Source organism: Klebsiella ornithinolytica (assembly GCF_030505655.1).
Classification (GTDB): Bacteria; Pseudomonadota; Gammaproteobacteria; order Enterobacterales; family Enterobacteriaceae; genus Klebsiella; species Klebsiella ornithinolytica.
Window position 1 is genome coordinate 4,888,112 of record NZ_CP130153.1, and the last position, 24,461, is coordinate 4,912,572.

The following is a 24,461-nucleotide window of genomic DNA, read 5'->3' on the forward strand; positions in this document are numbered from 1 at the left end:
GGCTTGCCTGGCGATGGATTGACTCTAGCGGGCTGATAAATCTATCTTTGCCTGCCGATGTTTAATATGCGCCTTTAGCAGACTCTCTCTCTCCTCTACTGTCGCGGCGGGATCCATCTTTTCATACTCAAAGGTCATGGTGTGCTGCCGATAGGGTATGAGTAACGAGTTATTGTTGAGCAACAGCTCACCAATCGCGTTTACCCGGCTCGGTTCAATTCCCGGTACCGCTTTAATAATAACCCCGCACGGAATATCACCATTATCCTGCACGATAAGCAGTGAATAAAAATCGTCCAACGCGGCGGATTTCCAGGCGGGAACATCAAATTGATTATATTTAATGCCCTCGCCATTCGCAGGCATAAAGTCAACGGTATAGAAAGGTATAAAATCGTTTTCCCGTAATGCCAGCGAAATAAAGTCCCGATCTTCTGTCTTTTGGATCGTGGTTAATAATAGCCCCAGTAGATACTCCATCTGAGTCAATGCCAGATCGATAGCGACCACGCTATCATTTTGCAAAAAGAACAAAAACGTGACCCGTTCCTGATACGGCTTCATCACAAAATCGATCGTCCGCAGAGCGACATCGGGCTGCTGGACCTCATCAAGCGTGACGACAGGGATCCGGCTATTTAACGCTTCAGACTGGGCAATCACCTGCTCTCTGACGCCCTCAGCATCCTCCCGGAACATCATCTGCAGCCTGCGATAACCGCTAAAGACGGCAAAAAGCAAGGACTGTAGCCGATCGGGCGGCAGATAAATGAGACTTTCGGAGCCCGATGCACTGTGTGCTTTCAGCGCCAACGCTAGTACGCCTGCCGCTGATTTAATAATCCCGGTATTAATACCCATTAGTTTGTTCATAAAATGATTCTCTTAATAAAATATGACGTCACGGTGTGATTTTTGCCAAATCAATAATCCTGTCGGCACAGGCAATAGTCGAAGGACGATGAGCAATAATAATCCGGGTAATATTTAAGGATTCAATCGCTGCATTAATTATCTTTTCATTATTGATATCGAGATGACTGGTCGCTTCATCCATAAATAATATTCGTGGTTTTTGATAAAGCGCGCGAGCTATCAGCAGGCGCTGCTTCTGGCCGCCAGAAATCCCGGCACCCAGTTCCCCGATAATCGTTTCATAGCCCATCGGCATGCGTAAAATCTCTTCATGGATATTACATTGCATCGCACACTCGATGACCAGCGCCTCATCTACCTCATCGTCAAACCCCGAAATATTATCGGTAATGGATCCGGAAAAAAGACGATCTTCCTGTAAGACGCAGGCGATATTGCTACGGAAATTATTAATGCCAATTTTGTTAATATCGAAACCACCGATAAATATCTCGCCTCGTTCAGGCGTGAGCAGACCCGACATGACTTTTAATAGTGTCGTCTTACCAATGCCCGACACGCCGACCAGCGCGACGGACTCTCCTGCGGCCACGCTAATATTGACGTTAGAAAAAACAGGTTTTGACAATAAATCATACTGATAGGCTAAGTCCCGAACCTCCAGAGAGACGCCAACATTCTCTTCGAAAACGTTTCTTAACGGGGAGTCGACCTCCGGCTCACTATAGACAATTTCAGAAATACGTTCGTTGTGCAGCGACAGCATTTTCAGCTGCATCGTCAAATCGATTAACGAGGCGGCACGTTGAGTAAACTGGCCGCGATAGGCATTAAACGCCATAAACATACCAATGGTCATAGTATTATCCATCACCATCTGCGCGCCCAGCCATAAAATCACAACCTGATCGGCTGAATTAATGAACGTGTTTATGCCGCCGAACAGCATATCAAAACGCGTCTGTTTCAGACCGGCATTGCTGACATCAATATTGGTGTTCAGCCAATGTTGCGAGCGTCTGTTTTTGAGATTAAGCGATTTTATCGTCGCAATACCGTACAACGACTCCATAAAATGCGAGCCAGAACGCGCACGTTTGACGATTAACTCCTCGCTGACGGTACGATAAAACTTATAGGTCAGCGCTCGCATGATGGCGTAGCAAACGGTAAAACCTAATACTACCCAGACCAGCCAACCGCCATACAAACTCAGCATGATAAGCAGGCCAATAGTCATGATCGAGTCGATCATTCCTGTCACGATGCTGTTGGTAAACGTTGCGCGAATGATATCCAGAGAAGCAAACCGCGACTGTATATCCCCTAACTGGCGCTTTTCAAAAAATGCCAGCGGCAGGCTCATCAGATGATCAAAAAAGCTGGTCTTCCACTGCACGTCGGTCAGCGTATTCAACTTGAGAGAGACCCACGCGCGGATCATGCTGACCCAGGTTTTAAAAATGGTAAAAAACATTAACCCGACGCAGATGACCAGCAGCAGGTTTTCGTCATGTGCGGTAATGACATGGTCAGTCACGATCTGCGTCCCCATCGGCAACAGCAAATTCACCGTTTCAATCACCACGGACAGCATGAATATTTTGATCAGTGCCGACTTGAGGCCAACCATGTTGTGCATTAAGTCCAGTAGCTTAAGTCGGGAGCGCTGCTTTTCCTGGCGAAAGTCGCTATCAGGCCATGCCTCCAGCGCAATACCGCTGAAGTTTTCTGATAATTCCTGAAGATGCACCACGCGTCTTCCCAGCGCCGGATCGTGAATAATGAAACGCTTCCCTTTTATCGCCACCAGAACGACAAAATGGTTTAACGACCAGTGCAGGATGCACGGCAGCCGGAGTTCCTTGATCTCGGCAATATCCAGCGACAGGGCTCGCGTCTTGAGTCCAGCCTTCTGCGCAATCGCCGCCAGAACGTTTAATGTCGCCCCTTGTGAAGTGGAACCGTAGCGGTTACGAAAATTAAACAGATCGATATCTTTCCCGTAGAAACCGCAAATCATTGATAAACAAGCATTACCGCATTCCGTTGACTCAGACTGGATAATAACCGGAACTTTGTTTTTCATGGAAAAATTGATTCTTTTAAAAATAGAATCAAGCACATCTTTATTCATCTCCGGGTCCCTTCAGACTCTGAACGACTTTATATACTGGCGAGAATAGCCACTGGTACAGCGGTCTTTCCTCAGTAAAAACGATACTTTTCGCCTTGAGGCCATTCGCCAGAACCAGCCTGCGATCTTTATAGATAAATTCTTTGTCTTTAATATTGATGATTGCTTTATATAACGTAGGCGCTGGCGCATTGCTCATCTGGTTATTACTATATTCAGCCAACTCCCGTCGGGTCGCCGGCATCGATGATATCGACAGCACTTTCCCCGAAAACTGACCAAATTTATCGGAAGGAAATGCATCGTAGCGAATATTAACGATATCGCCGATTTTGACATAGGGTAAACTGTTGTCGGGTAACCACAGCAATAAATAGTACTCAATACCGGTAAGTTGTTTTACCTGAGCCAGGCTGCTCCCGGCTTCCACCATTTGACCGCGGGTAACCGCAATCGATTCGACCCGGCCATCAATAGTCGACTTCACTACAATTTTACCGTTGGCGCTATTTTCAATGAGCTGCGTCTGCAGATCTCTCAGCTGAGAATATTGCGAGGTAATCTGGTTATCAAGTTCTGCCGTCTTGACGGTTAAATCACTCCGCGTCTGCGTGAGCTGTAATTCCAGCTGCATTTTTTGCGATGATAATGACTGAAACGCATTTTGCTGTTGCACAAAAAGAGAGTGCTGATTATTGTACTGATCTTTATTGATTAACCCTCTCTTAAGATAGTCGCTATAGTTTTGTAGCGATTTCTCTATGTGGGTGAGCCCCTTTTGCGCCGTAGTCAGCATCTTTTCAGTTTCATTCAGGGAATGTTCATAACGCAGAATCTGACGGTGCGTTGTCTCAATGAAACCATCTTTGTTTACCTTAAGCTTCGCGATGATATCTTCAGCATTAACTATCTTTGCTTTCACCATTGCAACATTAGTATCACTGACGTTCCCACCATCGGTACTTTTAGATACATCAAGTTCAAATAATACCTCACCCTTCTTAACCACATCCCCGACCTGAATAGACTGCCTGGAGACTGAACCAGGCTGCGGTGAAGATATGTTAAGAGGATGCGGTAACGTGATAACCTCACCAACAACATCGATTCTTTTGGTATATTTAAACAGACAAAGCATCGCAATAATCATCACTAGAAAAGCAACGCAGCATGCGGAAATGATTAATGGTGAAACGCCTCTGAGCAGAATGACTCTTCCTTTCCAGTAGCTTCTCTGATGCTCTATCGCTTCCCGCCTGAACAATCTTTTACCCATGAGTACCCGGCCTGATATTAAAAGGCCCGACGCATCGGGCCAAACTAGATGCTACTTTAAAATCAAGGTTTGAAAGTACCGTCAAGGAAACCGTCAAGCAGCGTTTTGGTATACTTCCAGGTCTCCTCGTAACCCACAATCGCCCCACCGACACCGCAGGTAATGCCACCAATAATACCGCCAACGATCATGCCAACGCCCTGACCAATAGTACCAAAGCCAAGGACCCCACCACCGTCACCGCCGTGTTTACCGCCAATAACTGCTCCGGCGGCAAAGCCCGCCACCGCGCCCAGCGTCGCACTAACCACCGCTTCGCCGATATTACCAAAGATATCCCACGGACTGCTCCAGGAGTACGCCCCGGAAACCACATTCATTTCTTCAAAAGAAAGTTCTTTCATCAATTTAGTCCTTATATAAACTTGTATATTCCAGATGGTATAAATTTATCAATCACATATGCTGTGCTGATGGGTGGCTATTTTCAGGTCTTCCGCTAAAAAAACAACTTTAGTTTCATGAATGTTCTACAGTGCAAAATGAAATAAGAAATAAGAAATATAATTCAGGCCCAACATGATATCAGCGGTAATAAACATCAGACGTTAAACAGCCTGCGATGACCGGTACGCCCTTTCATGTATATCGTAGTGTTGGCAGAAGAAAGAGCCGGACTGGTCAGTCGCAGAAAGAGAAGCGAGAGAAATGATTAAGTTTTCTGAATCACAAAAAATTAGATTCACCCGGGTAATATTAAAAGCAATATAGCTGGTGACGTCAGATACAAGTCAGCGTAACAGATAACAGAAAAACCACAGAACCGATACGACAAATGTTTCCCGCGTTAGCCACAGCAAGTTTAAATCTGTACATATCTCTACCCTATCCTCATTTTACCTGTTGCACCACAAGATGTTTCAAGGTATCGCAGAGACCAGTAAAGACGATAATACAACAGTCATTAATAATAAACCTAAAGTTATTAACAACATCGCCATTATTATAAACGTTCCACTAATGTGCTGTCGTAATAAAAGCAAACTATATGCCATCATCAAGATTAAACCCAATCATTTAAGCACTTAACGGCTATTAACTTTGTTTAACTTTATAATTTTTCTCTGCGCATCATTTTTTACGCCTGAGCTCCCGGTTATGGCGGCCGGCGCATCCTGTTCCACTTAAATCAGCAAACCACATCCAGAGGTTAATCGACAGTTATTCACCCCCTTCAGCTTTATTAAAGAAAAATCAGATGAGTATTTGTGCGAGCCGCGATTAATATAGCACCGCTTACCCACACAAACCGTTAAATGGTTAAAGAGTAAGTATATACGGATACATACGGGATCAGTTTCTGAAGTCTAATTTCGGCACCTTTTCCGGTATTAATAATTTAACTTTAAATGAATGGATTAAACGGATGAAAAAAACAATTCTGGCTATGGTTATTACTGCCTCTGCGGCTTTCAGTGCTCAGGCTTTGGCAACAAACCAGGCTGAAGTGACTATCCTGGGCGAAGTGGCAGACTCCCAAACCTCTTGCGTCGTCACGCCAACCGGTACGCTTAACAACGGTATTGTTAAGCTGATGACGGTGACCACTGCTGAAGCTACTGGTCAATCAGCGAATACCTTATTTAAACACCAGCAGTTTGGTTTCCAGGTGACTGATTGCGCTATTGGCGGCCCGGATGAAAACAACGTAACCGGCCTGAGCGTTAAAGTTACCGGTACGACCTCTTCATCACCTGAAATTCTGGATAACGTGGCAGCTAACGGTGCCGGAAACATCGGTATCGGTATTCAGAAAAAGAGCAACAGCGCGCGTATCCAGTTTGATGGCACTCCGCTTGCCGAATCCTATACCCCACACCAGGCAACTAACCTGGAGTACCTGGCAGGTTATGTGAAAGTCAATGCCGCTAACCCGGTCACTGAAGGTCCGGTGAAAGGCATTGCGACCTTTACCATTGATTACACCATCTAATTAATTTTTAAAGGGTCTGTCATTCCGGCAGACCTTTTTAATTAAATGCTGAAGGAATCTAATGTACCAGATGATGATCAAGGCAACCCTTGCCTTCGCCATGATGCTGAGTGGTTTTGCGCATGCAGGAATTGTTATCGAATCAACCCGCTATCTTTATAAAGAAGGCGCTCGTGAGATATCTGCGCAAATTGATAATAAAGACGAAATGCCTTATCTGATCAAATCATGGGTTGAAGCGCCAGAAGGGAAAACGCCAGCCTTCATAGTGACACCTCCGCTTTTTCGCCTGGAGATGAAGCAGAAGAATACTGTCCGTATATTCTCTGTAGCTAGCATCAATGCTCCCACTGACCGCGAATCATCCTATTTTTTTAACATCATGGCGATACCGCCGTCTGATGATACCTATGCGAACAGCAATACTATACAGCTCGCCGTCAGGCATCGCATGCGATTAATCTATCGGCCCAAAGCGTTAGCTGAGTTATCCAATAATACCGAAGCCCAAAAAATAGAGTGGCGCAAAGCGGGTAAACAGCTCACCATTAAAAACCCGACGCCTTTCTTTTACTATTTTAGAAACGTACAAATTGGCGCCAATGAATATCAGGCAAAAATTAAATTCATTGAACCCTTTTCATCAAAAGTTATAACACTAAAAGATAACGGTAATGCTACCAAAGTCACGTGGAAAATAGTGAATGATTATGGAGGAGCAGGTTCCCTCTATTCATCGCAACTGCCATAAACAGTTCGCATTTATAAATGGATGTTTTTATGCCTATAGAACACAACAATACCTTCAGGCTATCTACGATCTGCATAGCTATTATTACTATAATGACGGCGAGTATTCACACTAAAGTGAACGCCCGTGAATTCTTTGACCCGGCATTCATTTCATCAGTCAATGGAGGTGACACATCCAACATTCCCGACCTGTCAGTTTATCAGTCGGTCAATGCCCAGGCTCCGGGAGACTATCGGGTTGATGTTGTTTTTAATGGCCGTTACCTGGAAACCAAAAATGTTAAATTTATCACGGACACACGGAGCAATAAACTCGATAAAAAGCTCAATCTTATTCCCTGCTTTACGTTAGATGTACTCTCGCAATATGGTGTCAGAGTCAAGTCATTCCCTGAGCTCAAGGAGAGTGAACAAGGGTGTAGCAATTTCGATATCATCCCGGACAGCAAAACCATTTTCGATTTTGCCGCTCAGCGCTTAGATATTTCCGTGCCTCAGGCCGCGATAAGTACCGTGGCCAATGACTACATCCCGCCGGAAAAATTTGATGACGGCATCAACGCCATGTTTGTAAACTATCAATTCAATGGTTCTCAGGATTATAAAAGCGATAATGAATACTATAGCCTGAACCTGGAATCCGGGATAAATATCGGCCCGTGGCGGGTCAGAAACCTGAGCATGTGGAATAAAAGCAAGGGTGAATCAGACCATTTTGATTCCGCTTATCTTTATCTCCAACGCAGCTTACGCTCTATCAGCAGCAATCTGATCATCGGTGAAAGCTCTTCCCTGTCCGGCATATTTGACAGCGTCCCCTTTTCCGGGGTACAGCTGGCGACGGATACCAGCATGCTGCCAGAAAGTATGCGCGGCTATGCTCCGGTAATCCGTGGTATTGCTAAAACCAACGCCCGCGTTGTCATCAAGCAGAACGGCTATCAGGTTTACCAGACCTACGTCGCCCCAGGCGCCTTTGAAATTACCGACATGTATCCGAGCGGCGGCAGCGGCGATCTGTACGTGACAGTTGAAGAGTCCGACGGCTCAAGACAGAACTTCATCGTGCCGTTCGCGGTCCTGCCGGTGATGCTGCGCGAGAAGCAATTCGAATATGAAATCACCTCCGGGAAGTACCGCCCGTATGTGGGCACCATTGACGACACGCCCTTTACGCAGGCCACTGCCAAGTATGGATTGACATCCAGCGCCACGATTTTTGGCGGCGTACAGGCATCGGCCAAATATCAGGCTCTTTCAAGCGGGATTGGCTATAACCTTGCCAGTCTTGGCGCCCTCTCGGCAGATGTGACCCAGGCATGGTCTAAAAAACGCTATGACGATAAAACGTCCGGCCAGTCGTGGCGTTTACGCTACGGTAAAAATATTATTGAAACCGGGACCAACTTTACCATTGCCGGCTATCGCTACTCGACAAAAGGGTTTAACACGCTCTCGGAGGTGCTTAACACCTATGCTCATGACGGGTATTACTACTCCGGCCGTTCTTTACGTAATCGCACTAACTTCACACTGAACCAAAGTCTGGGAAGAGCGCATGGCAGCGTATCCATCAGCGCGCTTGTAGAAGATTACTGGGATAACAAGCGTACGAATAAATCATTGAGCCTGGGTTACAACGGCGGCTGGCGGGGAATTAACTACTATCTCGGCTACAGCTATAGCCGCTATACCTGGGGGATTCACAGTTCCAGCCGCGAATCGCGAAACGATCAGCGCGTTGCCCTCACCATCTCTATACCGCTGAGCAACTGGTTGCCCAATACCTATGCCAGCTATCAAATCACCGAAAGTAGCCCAGGCTCCACGGATCAGTACGTCTCTGTAGGCGGTATAGCGTTGGAAGACAACAACCTCGACTGGAACATCCAGCAGGGCTATAGCAATCGTGAATACTATAGCGGCGACATTCGGGGAGCATACAACGGCTCTCGCGGCAGCGTAAGCGCTGGCTACAGCTACGACAACAACAGCCGACGGTTCGACTACGCCGCCAATGGCAGTCTGATTGCACACGCGGACGGCATAACGCTTGGGCAGAATATCAGCAACGCAGCGGTCCTGATCAAGGCCCCTGGTTTAGACAACGTCAGGCTCAGCTCGGACTCCACTATCGTCACGGACGGTCGCGGCTATGCCATCGTTCCCTATATTACCCCCTACCGCAGTACCGACATCACTCTGGATAGCACGTCCTTTGGCGAAGAGATGGAGCTGATGCAGACCACCCAGCGGGTTGTCCCTACGCGAGGCGCCATTGTTCGCACAAACTATGCCGGGAATATTGGGCTGCGGGCATTTATTCATCTTAAAACGCCTTCAGGCCGCGAAGTGCCTTTTGGCGCCATGGTCACGCTTTCCGGTGCCGCCAAATCTCAAGCCAGTATCGTGAGCGACGCCGGTATGGTCTATATGACCGGCCTTCAGCCAACTGGCGTACTGACGGTAAGCTGGGGGAAAAAAGCAGGCCAGCAATGTACCGCCATATATACCTTGTCCGCCGGCCAGAAGAAAAATTCCGGAGTCAGTCAGGCTGAAGCCTTGTGTCGATAATCATCATAACGAGATGAGTGAAATGAAAAAAATGATTGTACTGCTGGCCGCCGTCTTTTTCAGTAGCGGGGTTTCAGCTGCACGGCTATGCACTTATACGGATGCTGCCGGCAACGATGGTGGTGTGGAAGAGCGCCAGGGTATGACGTTATATCCTAAGATATCGGCCGATCCTGCGCTTCCGGTTGGGGCAATTCTTTATTCCAGGACCATAGGCGGCATGGATTTGCACCACAGGCTGTTCCGGTGCAATCCCGGCGCAGAATATGTCGTCGAAGTGAGCACTTCGCAGGTTCCAGGAGTGACTCTCCGCGGTATGCCCGTTTATGAAACGGGCGTACCCGGTATTGGTATTCAATTTAGCGATATATTTGCCAGCCGGATCGGCAAACAGGTTCCCGGCGAGGCCGGGTCCTGGCCGACGCCTTTTGACAAATCGGTACAGTTTCCCGCAGTGCCGCACTTCTCTGCATGGCTGGTTAAAACGGGTCCCATCGATACCAGCGGGGCGACCAACATCAATGTCGAAATTACGTTTCGCGTGAGAGACCCGGCCTATCCAACGTATGAAAGGGGGGGCGCGATCTACTGGGTAAATCCCAAAACAACAAGAAAAATTTCCTTTCGTAATGAGAGCTGTAATATTTCGGTGAAGGGTCCCAGCACGGTCAATCTGCAAAGAATTAATAAAAGCGAGTTGTTAGCGCTTTCCTCCGGCGCGGCAACCGGCAAAGGCAAAACCATTGACATGAATATTACCTGCCCCAGTGAATTGCAAGGCCAGAAGCTCACCTACTAGTTTAACCCAAAAAGTTCGGTGACCGGCGATATTGGGGTAATGGAAAATGCTATCCTCCCAGCGCCGGGAGGTAGCGGCGCCAAAAATGTCGGGATCATCCTGAAAAAAGAGGGTAATCCAGTGAAATTTTATGATACCGATGCGTACAATATTACGTCCCTTAGCCTCGATCAGGATATCAGCTTAACCGCTGATTATTTCAAGATGAATAATGATATTTCAGATGGTCTGGTCAAAGCGGTGATAGAGGTTGTGATCCAGGAAGATTGATCCCCGGGCCCGGAATATATAATGCCCTCCGCAAGGGGGCATTATTCATCGGGCTGGTACAACTATTATAAATATCATTAGACAATTTATCCCACATGCACTCTTGCATCCTGAGTTTCACAAACTGCCCGCGATACACAGCAGACTCATGCAGCACAAAAACCTTTTGCCGCAAATCGTTATCACTTAAATAATCTGAGTAGCAGAAAACGGCAACGCCGGGAGCCCGTACCAGCTGTACCCCAGTAAATGACCGGGGTGAGCAACAAATCTGTCCAGAACAGATTCACATGCGTCGACGCGGCGACACGTAAGGGCGAGGTTCCCGGATGAGCCGGGTAATAAAACCAACGCCCATGCGCATAAAGTATGGCGGCGCCACGGCGGGCGTTCGTGGTGATCCAGTGTGGAGACAGGCAGCGCGCAGAAACCAGCGCGTACGCGTAGTACCTGAGAATTTCGGCACTGCTCAGGTCCAAAGTGGCAAGTAAAATAGCCATGATGGGACAGGCGCTTAGTCAGACCTGAAGTTCAGCACAGCATATCGCCCCCAGCCTGGCTGCTATTAACGCAGAGATGAGCTCTTTCTACGCTTTCGTTTGACACGTCCAACCTCCTCAACAGGCTGCAGCCCTTCAGCCGGCATCACGATGAGGTAATATCTCTACGGTCACATAAAACAAAAATAATAACAAAGATTCATTATGTAGCTTTCCTGTTTACGTGATTATGTATCCCTTTTCGCCAGGAGATAAATACAATGAAAAATGGCAGCAATGAACGATATAAATGGTTAGCAGATGCGCATACGTATTATGTTATTAACGACTGCGTGACGTTTCAACCCGCGACCAATATGTTATGCAATATCCATAACCCGGCGTTGAAGGTAACGCTGAGTGTCCCCGCAGGTCGCTGTTTGCAGTTACTCATTAATAATATCGGTAATATCGTGACACAGCAGGATTTTATGGATATTGCCTGGAAACAGAGTGGTATGAAGGTGACCAGCAACACCTACTATCAAAATATCTCAATTCTCCGCAGAAGCCTTATCCACGCCGGGCTGGAGGATAATACCATTATCACCCTTCCCCGTATTGGGCTTACTCTGGCTACAGGTACCCAGATTCGGAAATTAGTCACGGAAACCACTCCTGAAGTCGAAACTGGGGCTGGCCAATCCGACGAAAACACGGTGGTGGAAGAATATAGCCATCGGCCCCCCGCCACCACCCTGCCGACTACCTGTGAATATGCGGAACAAGTTTCCCCATCTCCTGCAGCAGAGCACCGTTTCCTTCCCCCCCCGCTTACCAGAACAAATATATACCGGATGGGCTTTAGCGTAAAAAATGGCGTTCTGCTGGCGATAAGCCTGGCATTCATCACGCTGCTTTTCTCATATCTGACAGCGATAAAAGACAACTATTTCTCTGACTATGTAAAGATTGCTACAGCTCAGCGCTGCCACGTGCTATCGGCAAAAGCGGTATCCGAGAGTGTGAAAATGGAGGTACTCAATAAATATGACCAACATATCACCGGTGATTGTGTGAACTACCCCTGGGTATACGTAACAACGCTGGCTGACTTTCCCCGAACGTCGATCATCCGCTGTAATAAACCATTCACGCAATCTACTTTATGTATTTCAGAATACTTCATTGAATAACAGCTTAAGCACTACGCGATCATTTTCCACTTTTCCGGTTTACAGGCGCAGGAAAAAGCAATATCGGCCGTGGATTGTTACTTAAACGGTGCCGGCCAGTCAGCTATCCGCTCTGCGGCAGACTCCCTCTCCCTCACATAACTCCGCTTACCCTTTCAGGGCTTACGAAAGCAGCTCATACACCCCGAGCGCATCGGCAGATCGCCCGACGACCACGCTGTGACGCCAGATCAACAGTGGCTTTCCTTACTTACGTTAAGACGACAGACATGAACTCCAGGAGAGGTAGCGCCCTCTGCCGTACAGTCAGAAATTATCTTGATGAACAGAATACCCCTCCCACATGGCTGGCGAGCAATCATGGTGATTCACCGTAACGGTATAAATAAGAATTTTCGCCAGGCGCCATAATATGCAGAGCTTAATCTATCATTTATAATTTTTTTGAATGTGAAAAGTTCTTAATTTTTATCTGCATCCGCCGAGATAAAGCCCTCCTGTTCCTGAAAGAGTTTTATATAATCCATGCATAGATATTACATTATTAACAACATTGTTGAATTTCACCCCACGACTCGCCAGTTAAGGAACCTTATCAATCCCACGCAAATGGTGGTCTTAAACTCTCCTGCAAGTCGTTGTTTATTACTATTAATTGAGAGTTCAAATACGATAGTTACACAGCAGGAATTTATGTATAACGTCTGGGAGAAACTCGGGCTCGTCGTTTCTGCAAATACCTACTATCAGAATATTTGTCTACTCCGAAAGGGTCTGAAAGAAGTTGGATTTCCCGCCGATCCTATTACCACGATACCGCGTATCGGTTTAACGTTGGCCCGTGAAACGCAGGTTCAGGTTATTGAATCCGCCGATGTCCTGCCGATCGCTAATGTTGAGGAGTCAAAAACCGAGGAGGGTGCCCGGCCTGTCCACCACGATACGCCTGACTCAGCGGACTCAGACCATATCGGCAGTTTACGGGCGTCGGAACCGGTATCAGGAATAGTCGCAGCGGTTCCCGACATACCTGCCGAACAAAGTCTGAATAAAGCAGGTATCAGGAAATTCAGTAAGCTTTTTTTTTTAATCACCGCGCTTATTTTTTCTATCCTGCTGGCCGATATCAAAGTCATACTCGCTCAGTTCCAGGGAAGTCGATACTTCGAAAACTACATGCTTGCCGTAAACACCAACGGCTGCCACTTTTTTCTTAATAAAGAGATTCATAACACCGATGAGAAAGCGGCGGCGCTCACCTATGGCAATCAATTCAAACCTGACTGTAAAAAATTCCCATGGGTATACATCAGCCGTTATGCCATGCTACCCAGGGCTTCCGTTATTCGGTGTAACAAACCTATGACCCGTCCCAACTACTGTATTTCAGATTATTTTATTGAGGATCATTAAAATGATACATTACCGAACTTCGGTGTATGTGCTTTGCGTATGCCTGTTTTTTACCTTAATCCTGGCAGGCTATTCATTATGGAAACGCTCTCAGCCTCCTGAATTTACATGCAAAGCTAACTTTGTACAGCATAATACTGATGAACAACTCAATATTTCACTCACTTACAGGATAAACAAAGATAGCGGCCTGCTCAGTATGAATGGCTACTCCGTTAACGACAAAACGAAAAGATTTAACCGCAAGATATTCTTCAACATTCAAAGGAAGAATAACACCTACCATTTGACCTCAGTGACCAATGTGATATTTCCTGATGAAAGCATCAGCAGCAGTTGGTTGGAAAAATATGAGCCATTATTTTTCATCTATCCCCAAAAAGACATTTACGTAAAAATGATTGAACAGCAGCATAGCTATTTATTTATCTTCTCTACGTTACCGGCCTATGTATGTCATAAACAAGACGATATCTGAGGCGTATTATTAATCAGACTCATCGTTCTCGCCGCTCTCGTCTAAGGAAAACCGCAAAAGCGAAGCAGATGCGCAGCAGTAAACGACTCAGATACACCAGTGATACGCAACAGCATACGCTATCCTGATGGCGAGATAATCCATAACACCAACGTATCATATTGTCCGCAAGGCGGCCTGTCGGTAACGGCAGTTAAGCCAATAGCAGATAGCGTGAATCATTGCCGACAGCAGGCGGCATTTTTCTTCGTATTTAAATGTCTCGATATTTTTTACAATAGAATGTTGGCATGCTGTGCAAATAAATCACTGGGTTATGATATTCATCATATTCAATTTTAAACGTAATCTCTTTCCCTGGTTCATAAAAGAAAGCCGGAAAATGGTCATCCGCATTGCTGTCGCTACTGCTATCGGTGCTAAGATGCTCAACATATTGATTTTTAAGAACATAGATATCATCATGATTAACATAGGTAAAATTAATCACTCTACTGATCTGCGATCGTCTGCCGTTCTCCTCGGCGATGCCATAAATCGTGAGTTCACCTTTATGGTTTCCTAGCGTAAAGCCAATGTTTGAATCCAGACGAAAATCATCATGAATCAGAGTGTGGCGGCTCTAACATACTATTATTTTATTTGGAATAAATGGTTCAAAATAATAAAAAATGATAAACAGCACCACGACCAATAACGCAGAAAGACAATATATTTTAACGCGCATTAGTGTACCTTCATGGTTTTCATTATTGTCAGGGAGCGACAGTTTTGATTCTTTTTAGTGTAAACAGAACAATACATAAAATTTAAGCGGGTATTCATAGGGGAAGCGGTAAAATAGACAATAGTTTTGTCAGAACACGGCAGGCCTAGCGTATTGAGGATTTTCTTAATTTCAGTGACAGCGTATTTTTGGTCTGCCACAAAGACAGTGCAGCCCTCAAAAGAGAGTTTGCTATAGTCCGAAAAGGCTTCACCTCCCGGTTTATGAAGAAATGTCATGATGCTGAATAAAACAATAGCGGATATAGTGACAATGCCTGCATTTCTTAGCCACTTAATATGCCGCTTGCTACCTTCATGAATCCCCCCTTCTGCTGCTGAACTTTCAAAAAAATCGGCCTCTTGTGGCGCGTTTCCTGAATCATCTGACTCGACATCGTCAGCCTCAACACGCTCAGACCTGTCAATGACAATACCCACAATATCACTATGGACACATCCTTCCATGTCCTGATTTATATTGTTGTCAGTTTGTTGCTCATTATTCTTCTCAGGATACAGATATGTTACTTTGAGCCTGTTATTAAACCGCAAACCATGTCTGGGCACCGTATCAATAACATCCAGACATCCTATGGCGGCCAGCGACTTTCTGAGATGTAAAATACATTGATAGTAGGTGTTTGGACTCACCCCGGCATTACGTTTCTCCCCCCAGCCACAAAGAATCAATTGATCCTGAGAAACAATCTTTCCCTGGTTGTTGAGTAAAATTTCAAGGCAGCAGCTCGCAGGTACATGAAGCTTAACTTCTTTTGAATTCAGCCTGTCCACAATCATTCTTTGGGATGGCGTGAATACAACATCCTCGCCAATAATATAGCTTTGGATGTTATCTGAGCGATCCATATTGCGACACCCTTTGTTGCATGCATTTTTAAAATCAAATAGTTAGTCGTTAGACTAAAGAAAGTTCAAAATAGTTAAGAAGATATAAACCTATCAACTTAAATTTAACGCTATCCAATGGCAAAAAATCCATATTAAAACATTAAAAATGCGATAGGTATCGATTTATTTCATCAACGCTCACCAACTGATGACTAATTTGTTTCCAAATTGATATTGATGTAACTGATTATAAATTACAACAAGTCGTTACAGGATAAGAAATTTGTTACCCGTAAAGCCACGACATTAATTACCAATTCCCGTTAAATGTTTCGAACTTTTCATCCAAAAATTTAACGTATTGGTAACCAATGCTATATTCAACTGATATTTGGCGTTCAATAAAATAGAGCGGGTCCCTGTTTAGATCTTTTATGCATGGACAGGCTTATTCGATAACGCCACTCTTTTTTTTGCTGAACGTCATGGATAACGCGCACAGCGCTCGGTGGCAACAATAATCGCTATCTGGATTTAAGAGGGGGAGTGCAGATTTGTCAGCAGGCGACATAAATGGACGGGAACGGGTGCTGGCCTCGGTAATTCGCGGCCATTATCAGGTCGGCAGACTGTATATCATGCTGGATGCCTCCTTCCATCGCCGGGGGCTGCACGCCAGGCACAACTGAGTGGCGGCAAGGGGCTGGGAATAAGGTGGCACACAGGCAGCAAATCACGCTGTACCATAGGTATTTTTCATCGCCATATCCCCAATAACACCCAGGCAACGGCAGGGATTGCCGGTTGCTGAGAAACCACGGAGGAAGCAGATGATTCATCTGGCCGGTGCTACGCTTTAGCCGGCGCGGTGAACCTGCGCCGGCGACGAGAAATGCGACCAGACAACTATTCGGTGGGCAATACGCCTCCTTTAGCCCAGTGCGTTTTGGGTATTTCGACAATGACCACATCCACGCTCCCCGCTTTGCATTTCAGCGTTTCAACCGCGACCCGGGTCACTTCACGGGCAAAATCGCGCTTCTGTTCAGGCGAGCGGCCAGGCTGTAATTCTAAACGTAAAACAGGCATATTTTTTCTCTCCGGTTGAGACCCCGTCTGAGGGTCGATGAATTAATCTTTACCGAAAGGTGAGGACCAATAAATGTGTGTTAGGTTGAGTGAATCAGAACCTACAGGTTGTTAATCATGGATAAACTTGCCGGAATGGAGATGTTTGTCAGAGTTGTCGAGTGCGGCAGCTTTGCCTCAGCGGCCGATGTCAGCGACGTATCGGCCACGATGGTTGCCAAACAGATCCGGGCGATTGAACAACGGCTTGGCGCACGTTTGCTGCACCGAACCACGCGTCGCCAACAGTTAACCGAAGTCGGGCAGCTCTACTATGAGCGTTGTCGCCGCGTACTGGCAGAATTCTCTCTCGCCGAGCATAGCGCCATGGAACTGCAATCGACTGCCAAAGGGCTGGTTCATATGGTCGCGCCGGTCAGCTTCGGCTGTCAGATACTGGTCCCGGCGTTGAGCCTCTACATGGCGCAAAACCCGGAGGTCAACGTCATGCTGACGCTGGATAACCAGACGCCAAACTTGAGTAGCGGGAATGCTGAGTTAGCTATTCATATTGGTGAGATTCAGCAGAAGGATATCGTTGCCCGGCCGCTGCACGCCTATCGTCGGATCCTTGCCGCCTCTCCCGACTACCTCCGTCAGCACGGGACACCGACGCATCCGGATCAGCTGAGTCACATGAGCTGTCTGGGGATGTCCTACTGGATACATCAGGATCGCTGGGAGCTGATGGGGCCCGATGGCGAGATCGTTAAAGCGGTAGTGAAAGGCCGGTTTATGTCTAACCAGGGCCATGCGCTGAGGATTGCCGCACTGAACGGCTGCGGTATCGTGCTGCAACCGGAATCACTGCTAAAGGAAGATATCGCCGAGGGACGTCTGGTGCCAGTGCTTCCCGAGTGGTCCTATAAGCCAACGCCGATGTATCTTATTTATCAACAGGATACCCGTCCATCAGCCAAGCTGCGCAGCGTGATTGATTTTCTGATACAGCGCTTTGGCGCGCAGTAATAATGGATGAAACGACTGCAGACCGATGCCTGCACCGCCCCGTCGGGTCAACACGCCCGTTTTAACGGCGGCAAAAAACACGCGGCCGGAGGCCCTGGCCTCCGGCAGACAGATTTATGACGACGTCTTCTCCAGCGCCTCCCACAGCCCCAGCAGGTAGGTTACCCCCAGCGCGCGATCGTAAAGGCCGTATCCGGGACGCCCGGTTTCACCCCAGATAAACCGGCCGTGATCCGGGCGGATGTAGCCGTCAAAACCGTTATCATGGAGGGCCTGCATAACGCGATACATATCCAGCGAGCCATACTGCGACGGATGAGCGGATTCGTAGAAATCTTTATCCTTAATCAGCTTAATATTGCGCACATGGGCAAAATGGAGGCGCTTACGACGCGTGAATTCGGCAAGAATTTCATAGACGTTATTATCCGGATCTTCCGCAATTGACCCGGTGCACAGCGTGATGCCATTCGCCGGTGAATCCACGGCATCACAAATCTTCGCCAGGTCATCGCGATTCTTCACCACCCGCGGGAGGCCAAAAATAGAGTACGGCGGATCGTCCGGGTGAATCGCCATTTTCACCCCCACTTCCTCGCACACCGGGATAATTTCTCTGAGGAAATAAAACAGATTTTCCCGCAGCTTAGTATCATCGACACCGCTATAACGGGCGAACAGCTCCTGCACTTTCGCCAGCCGCTCGGGCTCCCATCCCGGTAACGCAAAACCGTTGGCGTTATCGAGAACCTCTTTGACGACCTCTTCCAGACTCTTATCGATACCGCTTTTTTCGAAGGCCATCGTCAGTGAACCATCCGGCAGGACGTAGTTCATGTCGGTCTTCATCCAGTCGAAGACCGGCATGAAGTTATAACAGATGACCTTGACGCCAAAACCCGCCAGATTACGGATCGTCTGTTTATAGTTTTCAATGTAGCGATCGCGTGCCGGGGTGCCTATTTTGATGTCATCGTGAATGTTAACACTTTCAATCACTTCCATTGTCAGGCCCGCGGCATGGGCCTGATCAACCAGGGCTTTAATCTTTTCGACTGGCCAGACTTCTCCGGGAGCAACGTCATACAGTGCCCCGACAACACCTTCCACACCCGGCACCTGTCGGATGTATTCCAGTGGGATTTTGTCTTCCTGTGGCCCAAACCAGCGCATTGTCATCTGCATTTTTTATCCGCCTTAATCGTTGCTGCTATGCATTTTACGAGATGTACCATACTAGTATTTAGTAGCATATGCAGTAATTATCGTTTGATCAACCACCTCGTTAAAAAAGAGTGACGACGCGATAAAAAGACTCATGGGCTGAACGGATCTTCATTATCTCTGTTGCGGTTAATTGTTTTTATATTGTAAAAAAATAACAAATTCAGTTTAAATTAATCATCCTCTATAACACGATTTTATTTTTAGCCATTTAATTCATCCCGGTTTTTATTTCAGGTTATGAATATCGACGACGGAATACATGCGTTAAGTCACAATTTTATCATTACATCTTGTATGGTAGTAGACAATCAATGAAAAGGAAGCTTACCCTCAACGCCATTATGTTCCCGTCATACACCGGCCCCGGCTTAACGCTGGGGATGCGTAGTAAAAGCGACATCGTGTACGGAGTTTTTATGTCACTGATAAACAATAGTTTTATGATAACCAACGCGCCAGGTCAGCGGCTGTATTCTGAGATAGCAAAAGCGTTACCGATTATTGATTACCACTGTCATCTTGATGCCAGAGCCATTTGGGAAAATAAACCGTTCACGGATATTACTCAGCTCTGGCTGGAGGGCGATCATTACAAATGGCGGGCAATGCGGGCGAATGGAATATCTGAACAAAAAATTACCGGCAATGCTTCCGCCGAAGAAAAATTTGCAGCCTGGGCGCAAACTGTCGAAGCCAGTTTTGGCAATCCCCTTTATCACTGGACCCACCTTGAGCTGAAACATTATTTTGCGATCGACGAAACGCTTAATAGTAAAAACTGGCGCGATATTATGGCACGGTGTAATGCGCAATTACGCCACGACGACTTTTTACCCCAGGCGCTCATCCGCCGTTCAAACGTTGAAGCGCTGTGCACGACCGACGGGCCGCTCGACGACCTGGAATACCATCAGCTGCTGGCAGCAAAAAGCGATTTTTCCCCTCGCGTTTTGCCAACATTTCGTCCTGATGAGCTGTTCGACGCCTGCCCCGATCGCTTCCTGACGTTCGTCTCCCGACTGGCGCAGAAAACCCAGCGGGCGATAACCTCGCTGGATCGGTTCCTGGCCGCTCTCGAAGCGCGTGTTGATTTTTTCCACAGCACGGGCTGTCGCGTATCGGACCACGGTCCGCTGGCGATCCGGTTTTGCCCGCTTGATGAGGCCGGGCAGGCCGCGCTGTTTCAGCGTCGGCTGGCAGGAGAGACGCTGGATGAGCATGCCCTTCAGGCCTGGGAAAGTATGATTTTTGTCGCGCTGGCCAAAATGTACAAACAGCGCGACTGGGCCATGCAGATTCACTTTGGCGCCATTCGTAACAACAACGCGACCATGTTCAACAAGGTCGGCATCAACTGCGGCTTTGACTCGATTGGCGATCAAACTCACCTTGCGCAGAGTCTGAACGCGTTGCTTAACGCCATGGTGGAGAATGACGGTCTACCGAAAACCATTCTTTATAACCTCAATGCCAGCTATAACGACGTGGTCGCCTCGACTCTCGCCAACTTCCAGAGCGGCGAGGATGGCATGAAATCACCGCTGCAGTTCGGCTCCGGATGGTGGTTTAACGATACCCGACGCGGCATGGTTAACCAGCTCAATACACTGGCCGATCAGGGGCTGCTGGCCAACTTTATCGGCATGCTGACTGATTCGCGCAGCTTTGTCTCCTACACCCGACATGATTATTTCCGCCGGATCCTCTGCGACCTGGTTGGTGGTTGGGTAGAGAAAGGTGAAGTGCCGGAAGATCGCGCCATCCTCGACGCCATGATCCGCGGTATTTGCGTGGACAACGCCCGTCGTTATTTTCGTTTTTGACCCGTCAGATACAGGGATAAACTATGACTCGTAAGAACAGAAAAGTGACCATCCCCGTCAGTATCGGCTACGGTCTGACGGATATTATGGGCGGCGGCGCATTTACCGTCATTGGCGCATGGCTGCTTTTCTTCTATACCACGTTTGTCGGCCTGTCGCCGATTGAAGCGGCGTCGATTGTCGCGATCGCGCGTATCGTGGATGCTATTGTCAGCCTGTTTATGGGCAGCTTCACGGACCATTTCTATAAAAACTATTTGGGTAAGAAATTTGGCCGGCGGCGCTTTTTCCTGTTGATCGGCGCACCGCTCATGCTGGTTTACACCCTGCTGTGGCTAAACGGCATGAACTACTGGTTCTATCTCGCGGTGTATCTTGCTTTTGAGATCATTGCCGCCATGGTATTGATCCCGTGGGAAACGCTGCCCTCCGAGATGACCAAAGATTTTAATGGCCGCACCAAGCTTTCCACATGCCGGATGTTCCTCTCGGCATCCGGGACCTTTCTCGCCACCTTTATCCCCGGCCTGCTGATTGGCGCACTGGGTGAAAATAATGCCGACGCCTATCTAGTTAACGGCGTGGTGTTTGCCGTGATGTTCATGGTCTGCGTCTTTATCTCGTGGAAAGTGACCTGGGAACGCGAGCTGACGCCGGAAATGCTGGCGGAAATGGAAAAAGAGCGCAAGTCCACCACGGCGGCCGAGAAGTTTGTCGCCTTTGGCAACCTGTTTAAGGAGTATGCCTCTACTCTGAAGGTGCGGGCGTTCCGTAAGCACCTGGCGATTTATCTCTTTTCCTTTACGGCGAAGGACGTCTACAACACCGTGTTCGTCTTTTTCTGCGTCTACTGCCTGAACGTCTCGTCCTCTCTGGCGGGCACGCTGCTGTCGATGAGTATCGTCGGGCTGCCGGTTACGCTGGCGGCGGGCGTAGCGATCATTAAGTATGGTCCCTCTCGCCTCTATGTCTTCGCCTATAGCCTGATGCTGCTGTGCCTCGGCGGATTCTTCCTGGTGTATCAGTTCCCGACCGACAACAAGGTGATGCTGCTGGTGATCATCGCCGGTATCTATCAGGTTGGCCGCTGCGTGCTGGAATTTACGCCGTGGAACGTCTTTCCGTTTATTCCCGATATTGACGAAATGATTACCCGCCAGCGCCGTGAAGGCCTGTTTGCCGCGGTGATGACGTTCTCGCGTAAAACGACGGTCGCCATCGCTACCTTTGCCGTGGGCCTGCTGTTGCAAAGCGGCGGTTTCGTGAAAGGGAGCCAGACTCAGCCTCAGGAAGCGATTAATACCATCGCGACGCTGCTGTTTGCCGGCACCGCCGTGCTGCTGCTGATTGCTCTGTGGCAGGCGCTGACCTTCCATCTGAACAAACGTACGCACAAGATTTTTGTCGATGAGATTGAGCGCCTGAAGGCGAACGGTCTTCAGCAGGACGTCACGCCTGAAGCGCGCCATGTGGTTGAAGACCTGACGGGTTATCGCTATGACACGCTCTGGCGCGATACCCCGCCCGAGCGAGCAAAGGCGGGCGAACCCACCTCGGTACTGAACTGACAGATACCGCCGGCAGCGGCATCACGCCCGCTGCCGCGCGGTTGCCCTGCCCGGCTGACCCGATTAAGGTCAGCCGAACCATCGCCGTCTCTTATCCGCCAGACATGCTCCTGATTTGATCATTCGACGACGACAGACGCATAAGCCGCGCAAGTGAAGCCGGAGCAGTGCAAAGAGGTGGATTTAAGGCACATTCTCGCGATGGGGCAAGCGGATTACTTCACCATCTTCTGCGTTTTCTCGACATCCTTCAGTCCGCCTTCGTTGACGGCATTCTTATAGCCCATACTTTGCAGCATTTTTTCAGCTTTGCCGGACTGGTTCCCCGTATTGCAGTACAGGTGCAGCGTGTCATTCTTATCTTTTGCCACTTCGCCGATGCGCGCATCCAGCTGTTTCAGGGGAATATTCACCGCTCCTTCTACATGCGTTTCCTGAAACTGGTCTGGAGTGCGGACATCAATCCAGTGCTCAGCCGCCCACAGTGAGGTGGACGCCATCAGCATGGCGCCGGTCAAGATCGTTTTTTTCATTACCCGGGTCAGATTAAACATGACGATAGTTCTCCTTATTTGTTTTTCCTGGTCACCAGGAATGATACTAGCGAAGGCATCCCGGGCAATCTTTGACCTGATCAGGAAAATGGGCAGAAAGCGGATACTCGATGATATGCGCGCAGAGGCAACACGGCAGGCAAACTGGCGGTCCCCGTTAAAATTACTATGCTTAAAGACAGCGTCACCTGTTTCAACGTTGATTTTTATAGGGAGTATGTATGGGGTTCTGGAGAATTGTTTTAACGATTATTTTGCCGCCACTTGGCGTATTACTGGGTAAAGGATTCGGCTGGGCATTTATTCTGAATATTGTACTGACCTTGCTGGGTTATATCCCCGGCCTGATTCACGCATTCTGGGTGCAAACGCGCGATTAACCAATATCATCATGACGGCGCAACGGCGCCGTTTATTTTCTCAGGTATTTTTCATCTGAATCTTATTTTATTTTTACGCGATTACCTGCCGCTACCGAATGGCGAATGGATTTTAATTCGGCAAACTAAATGCAACAAAAAACCCGCACAGGGCGGGTTCATTTTATTATCAGCGGAGCTTATCTGCTCAGGCTATCGCCTTCATCGCTATTGTAAACGTCGCTGATAATGAGCGCGGCTTACAGCGGAGTGACGTTGCCGGCTGCCGGGCCTTTCGCGCCATTTTCAATGGTGAAAGAGACCTGCTGGCCTTCATCAAGGGTCTTGAAGTTGTCACTCTGGATAGCAGAGAAATGTACGAATACATCTTTGCTGCCGTCGTTCGGAGTGATAAAGCCAAAACCTTTATCTGCGTTAAACCATTTTACTAAACCAGTCATTTTATTAGACATAGATACTTCCTTAATTAATGAGCCACTAAGCGCGGCGATGATGGCCTGTATTTAGAGTTACTTATTTGGCACTTAGGAGGAGGCTCATGAAGAAGGGTATCTGTGGATAGCTCTTGAACTGAGGACTGCTTTACTAAAACTGCTTTCATAAGGTCTGTGTTCCAAACCGATGACGTTATTAAGACATAGAGAAATTATTATAGCAAGGTTTATGTTTTTTTATTTTGACCGCTTAAACACCCGGATGGCCATATGTCTGTAAAAGGTAGCCGCTATCAACAATCGCTATCTCAATTTCGCACAAGAGTAATACGTCCGGTATTTCACGAATTCGTTTTCGTTTTCGTTTTTGCACTCATGAAGCATCTCTGTGCCGCGGGCATAGATATCCTGAGAGAAAACTGGAACCAATGAGCAAATGAACCGGCGCTACACGCAGGCCGGACTGGCTAAACATGGATAAAAACCGGCTGAACGGAGAGGCGTGAGGCCAACTTAA

General features: G+C 47.7%; 22 protein-coding genes. 12 read left to right on the plus strand and 10 right to left on the minus strand.

Features of this window, described 5'->3' with window-relative positions:
• Positions 1-24: 24 nt before the first annotated feature.
• The 4 genes from yjeJ to Q1L34_RS23230 form a co-directional block, all read right to left on the minus strand.
• Positions 25-873: a YjeJ family protein gene (gene yjeJ / locus Q1L34_RS23215; protein WP_015585245.1), complete on the minus strand. Its 849-nt coding sequence runs from the start codon at positions 871-873 to the stop codon at positions 25-27.
• Between the two features lie 28 nt (positions 874-901).
• Entirely contained in the window at positions 902-3,013 is a 2,112-nt protein-coding gene (locus tag Q1L34_RS23220; RefSeq protein WP_032716442.1) for a peptidase domain-containing ABC transporter, read from the minus strand.
• Positions 3,006-4,289, minus strand: coding sequence for an HlyD family secretion protein (locus Q1L34_RS23225; protein WP_032716441.1), 1,284 nt, complete (start codon positions 4,287-4,289; stop codon positions 3,006-3,008). The genes Q1L34_RS23220 and Q1L34_RS23225 overlap by 8 nt, the downstream gene beginning before the upstream one ends.
• A 62-nt stretch (positions 4,290-4,351) precedes the next feature.
• Positions 4,352-4,693, minus strand: a complete 342-nt coding sequence (locus Q1L34_RS23230) for a hypothetical protein (RefSeq protein ID WP_015585248.1) — start codon at positions 4,691-4,693, stop codon at positions 4,352-4,354.
• A gap of 1,022 nt (positions 4,694-5,715) precedes the next feature.
• Between Q1L34_RS23230 and Q1L34_RS23235 the strand changes: the two genes are divergently transcribed.
• From Q1L34_RS23235 to Q1L34_RS23270, 8 genes are all read left to right on the plus strand, one after another.
• Entirely contained in the window at positions 5,716-6,282 is a 567-nt protein-coding gene (locus Q1L34_RS23235; RefSeq protein ID WP_032716440.1) for a fimbrial protein, read from the plus strand.
• A 61-nt stretch (positions 6,283-6,343) separates the two neighbouring features.
• A complete protein-coding gene (locus Q1L34_RS23240) occupies positions 6,344-7,033 on the plus strand; it encodes a fimbrial biogenesis chaperone (RefSeq protein WP_071359119.1) in 690 nt (229 codons plus the stop codon).
• Positions 7,034-7,062: 29 nt separating this feature from the next.
• Positions 7,063-9,609 (plus strand): fimbria/pilus outer membrane usher protein, encoded by a 2,547-nt coding sequence (locus Q1L34_RS23245; protein WP_327204300.1) that lies wholly within the window; start codon positions 7,063-7,065, stop codon positions 9,607-9,609.
• A gap of 22 nt (positions 9,610-9,631) precedes the next feature.
• Complete coding sequence (locus Q1L34_RS23250) at positions 9,632-10,408, plus strand: fimbrial protein (protein WP_327204301.1); 777 nt, start codon at positions 9,632-9,634, stop codon at positions 10,406-10,408.
• An 18-nt stretch (positions 10,409-10,426) separates the two neighbouring features.
• A complete protein-coding gene (locus Q1L34_RS23255; RefSeq protein WP_327204302.1) occupies positions 10,427-10,678 on the plus strand; it encodes a hypothetical protein in 252 nt (83 codons plus the stop codon).
• A gap of 760 nt (positions 10,679-11,438) precedes the next feature.
• On the plus strand, positions 11,439-12,353 hold the full coding sequence (locus Q1L34_RS23260) for a winged helix-turn-helix domain-containing protein (RefSeq protein WP_327204303.1): 915 nt from the start codon (positions 11,439-11,441) through the stop codon (positions 12,351-12,353).
• Positions 12,354-12,878: 525 nt separating this feature from the next.
• Positions 12,879-13,766 (plus strand): winged helix-turn-helix domain-containing protein, encoded by an 888-nt coding sequence (locus tag Q1L34_RS23265; RefSeq protein WP_032725073.1) that lies wholly within the window; start codon positions 12,879-12,881, stop codon positions 13,764-13,766.
• A gap of 1 nt (position 13,767) precedes the next feature.
• Positions 13,768-14,244 carry a YqeJ family protein gene (locus tag Q1L34_RS23270; RefSeq protein WP_015585256.1) on the plus strand — a complete coding sequence of 159 codons (477 nt, stop codon included), beginning with the start codon at positions 13,768-13,770 and terminating at the stop codon, positions 14,242-14,244.
• Positions 14,245-14,497: 253 nt separating this feature from the next.
• Here Q1L34_RS23270 and Q1L34_RS28540 read toward each other — a convergent pair whose 3' ends face one another.
• The 3 genes from Q1L34_RS28540 to Q1L34_RS23280 all read right to left on the minus strand — a co-directional run bounded on the left by Q1L34_RS28540 (position 14,498) and on the right by Q1L34_RS23280 (position 16,950).
• Positions 14,498-14,854 carry a YqeJ family protein gene (locus Q1L34_RS28540; protein WP_491546670.1) on the minus strand — a complete coding sequence of 119 codons (357 nt, stop codon included), beginning with the start codon at positions 14,852-14,854 and terminating at the stop codon, positions 14,498-14,500.
• Positions 14,855-14,970: 116 nt separating this feature from the next.
• On the minus strand, positions 14,971-15,879 hold the full coding sequence (locus Q1L34_RS23275; RefSeq protein ID WP_052626755.1) for a winged helix-turn-helix domain-containing protein: 909 nt from the start codon (positions 15,877-15,879) through the stop codon (positions 14,971-14,973).
• Between the two features lie 888 nt (positions 15,880-16,767).
• The gene (locus tag Q1L34_RS23280; RefSeq protein ID WP_327204304.1) at positions 16,768-16,950 is read right to left on the minus strand and encodes a 4-oxalocrotonate tautomerase; all 183 of its coding nucleotides are present in this window, start codon (positions 16,948-16,950) and stop codon (positions 16,768-16,770) included.
• Between the two features lie 117 nt (positions 16,951-17,067).
• On the opposite strand from Q1L34_RS23280, the gene Q1L34_RS23285 reads away from it, so the two are divergent.
• The gene (locus Q1L34_RS23285) at positions 17,068-17,958 is read left to right on the plus strand and encodes a LysR family transcriptional regulator (RefSeq protein WP_015585260.1); all 891 of its coding nucleotides are present in this window, start codon (positions 17,068-17,070) and stop codon (positions 17,956-17,958) included.
• A 114-nt stretch (positions 17,959-18,072) separates the two neighbouring features.
• On the opposite strand, the gene uxuA is transcribed toward Q1L34_RS23285, so the two are convergent.
• The gene (gene uxuA / locus Q1L34_RS23290) at positions 18,073-19,143 is read right to left on the minus strand and encodes a mannonate dehydratase (RefSeq protein WP_015585261.1); all 1,071 of its coding nucleotides are present in this window, start codon (positions 19,141-19,143) and stop codon (positions 18,073-18,075) included.
• A gap of 458 nt (positions 19,144-19,601) precedes the next feature.
• On the opposite strand from uxuA, the gene uxaC reads away from it, so the two are divergent.
• Complete coding sequence (gene uxaC, locus Q1L34_RS23295; RefSeq protein ID WP_048025017.1) at positions 19,602-21,008, plus strand: glucuronate isomerase; 1,407 nt, start codon at positions 19,602-19,604, stop codon at positions 21,006-21,008.
• Positions 21,009-21,031: 23 nt separating this feature from the next.
• Positions 21,032-22,576 (plus strand): MFS transporter, encoded by a 1,545-nt coding sequence (locus Q1L34_RS23300; RefSeq protein ID WP_044348404.1) that lies wholly within the window; start codon positions 21,032-21,034, stop codon positions 22,574-22,576.
• A gap of 215 nt (positions 22,577-22,791) precedes the next feature.
• Here the strand turns inward: Q1L34_RS23300 and pspE are convergent, their stop codons facing one another.
• Positions 22,792-23,130: a thiosulfate sulfurtransferase PspE gene (gene pspE / locus Q1L34_RS23305; RefSeq protein WP_015585264.1), complete on the minus strand. Its 339-nt coding sequence runs from the start codon at positions 23,128-23,130 to the stop codon at positions 22,792-22,794.
• A 221-nt stretch (positions 23,131-23,351) separates the two neighbouring features.
• On the opposite strand from pspE, the gene Q1L34_RS23310 reads away from it, so the two are divergent.
• Positions 23,352-23,510 carry a YqaE/Pmp3 family membrane protein gene (locus Q1L34_RS23310; RefSeq protein ID WP_015585265.1) on the plus strand — a complete coding sequence of 53 codons (159 nt, stop codon included), beginning with the start codon at positions 23,352-23,354 and terminating at the stop codon, positions 23,508-23,510.
• 239 nt (positions 23,511-23,749) lie between these two features.
• Here Q1L34_RS23310 and cspE read toward each other — a convergent pair whose 3' ends face one another.
• Positions 23,750-23,962, minus strand: coding sequence for a transcription antiterminator/RNA stability regulator CspE (cspE, locus tag Q1L34_RS23315; protein WP_007720208.1), 213 nt, complete (start codon positions 23,960-23,962; stop codon positions 23,750-23,752).
• Positions 23,963-24,461: the final 499 nt, after the last annotated feature.

Excerpts from the sequence above, each read along its gene's own strand:
- yjeJ (WP_015585245.1), bottom strand. The coding sequence starts at position 873 with ATGAACAAACTAATGGGTATTAATACCGGGATTATTAAATCAGCGGCA.
- Q1L34_RS23220 (WP_032716442.1), bottom strand. The coding sequence starts at position 3,013 with ATGAATAAAGATGTGCTTGATTCTATTTTTAAAAGAATCAATTTTTCC.
- Q1L34_RS23225 (WP_032716441.1), bottom strand. The coding sequence starts at position 4,289 with ATGGGTAAAAGATTGTTCAGGCGGGAAGCGATAGAGCATCAGAGAAGC.
- Q1L34_RS23230 (WP_015585248.1), bottom strand. The coding sequence starts at position 4,693 with ATGAAAGAACTTTCTTTTGAAGAAATGAATGTGGTTTCCGGGGCGTAC.
- Q1L34_RS23235 (WP_032716440.1), top strand. The coding sequence starts at position 5,716 with ATGAAAAAAACAATTCTGGCTATGGTTATTACTGCCTCTGCGGCTTTC.
- Q1L34_RS23240 (WP_071359119.1), top strand. The coding sequence starts at position 6,344 with ATGTACCAGATGATGATCAAGGCAACCCTTGCCTTCGCCATGATGCTG.
- Q1L34_RS23245 (WP_327204300.1), top strand. The coding sequence starts at position 7,063 with ATGCCTATAGAACACAACAATACCTTCAGGCTATCTACGATCTGCATA.
- Q1L34_RS23250 (WP_327204301.1), top strand. The coding sequence starts at position 9,632 with ATGAAAAAAATGATTGTACTGCTGGCCGCCGTCTTTTTCAGTAGCGGG.
- Q1L34_RS23260 (WP_327204303.1), top strand. The coding sequence starts at position 11,439 with ATGAAAAATGGCAGCAATGAACGATATAAATGGTTAGCAGATGCGCAT.
- Q1L34_RS23265 (WP_032725073.1), top strand. The coding sequence starts at position 12,879 with ATGCATAGATATTACATTATTAACAACATTGTTGAATTTCACCCCACG.
- Q1L34_RS23270 (WP_015585256.1), top strand. The coding sequence starts at position 13,768 with ATGATACATTACCGAACTTCGGTGTATGTGCTTTGCGTATGCCTGTTT.
- Q1L34_RS23275 (WP_052626755.1), bottom strand. The coding sequence starts at position 15,879 with ATGGATCGCTCAGATAACATCCAAAGCTATATTATTGGCGAGGATGTT.
- Q1L34_RS23280 (WP_327204304.1), bottom strand. The coding sequence starts at position 16,950 with ATGCCTGTTTTACGTTTAGAATTACAGCCTGGCCGCTCGCCTGAACAG.
- Q1L34_RS23285 (WP_015585260.1), top strand. The coding sequence starts at position 17,068 with ATGGATAAACTTGCCGGAATGGAGATGTTTGTCAGAGTTGTCGAGTGC.
- uxuA (WP_015585261.1), bottom strand. The coding sequence starts at position 19,143 with ATGCAGATGACAATGCGCTGGTTTGGGCCACAGGAAGACAAAATCCCA.
- uxaC (WP_048025017.1), top strand. The coding sequence starts at position 19,602 with ATGTCACTGATAAACAATAGTTTTATGATAACCAACGCGCCAGGTCAG.
- Q1L34_RS23300 (WP_044348404.1), top strand. The coding sequence starts at position 21,032 with ATGACTCGTAAGAACAGAAAAGTGACCATCCCCGTCAGTATCGGCTAC.
- pspE (WP_015585264.1), bottom strand. The coding sequence starts at position 23,130 with ATGTTTAATCTGACCCGGGTAATGAAAAAAACGATCTTGACCGGCGCC.
- Q1L34_RS23310 (WP_015585265.1), top strand. The coding sequence starts at position 23,352 with ATGGGGTTCTGGAGAATTGTTTTAACGATTATTTTGCCGCCACTTGGC.
- cspE (WP_007720208.1), bottom strand. The coding sequence starts at position 23,962 with ATGTCTAATAAAATGACTGGTTTAGTAAAATGGTTTAACGCAGATAAA.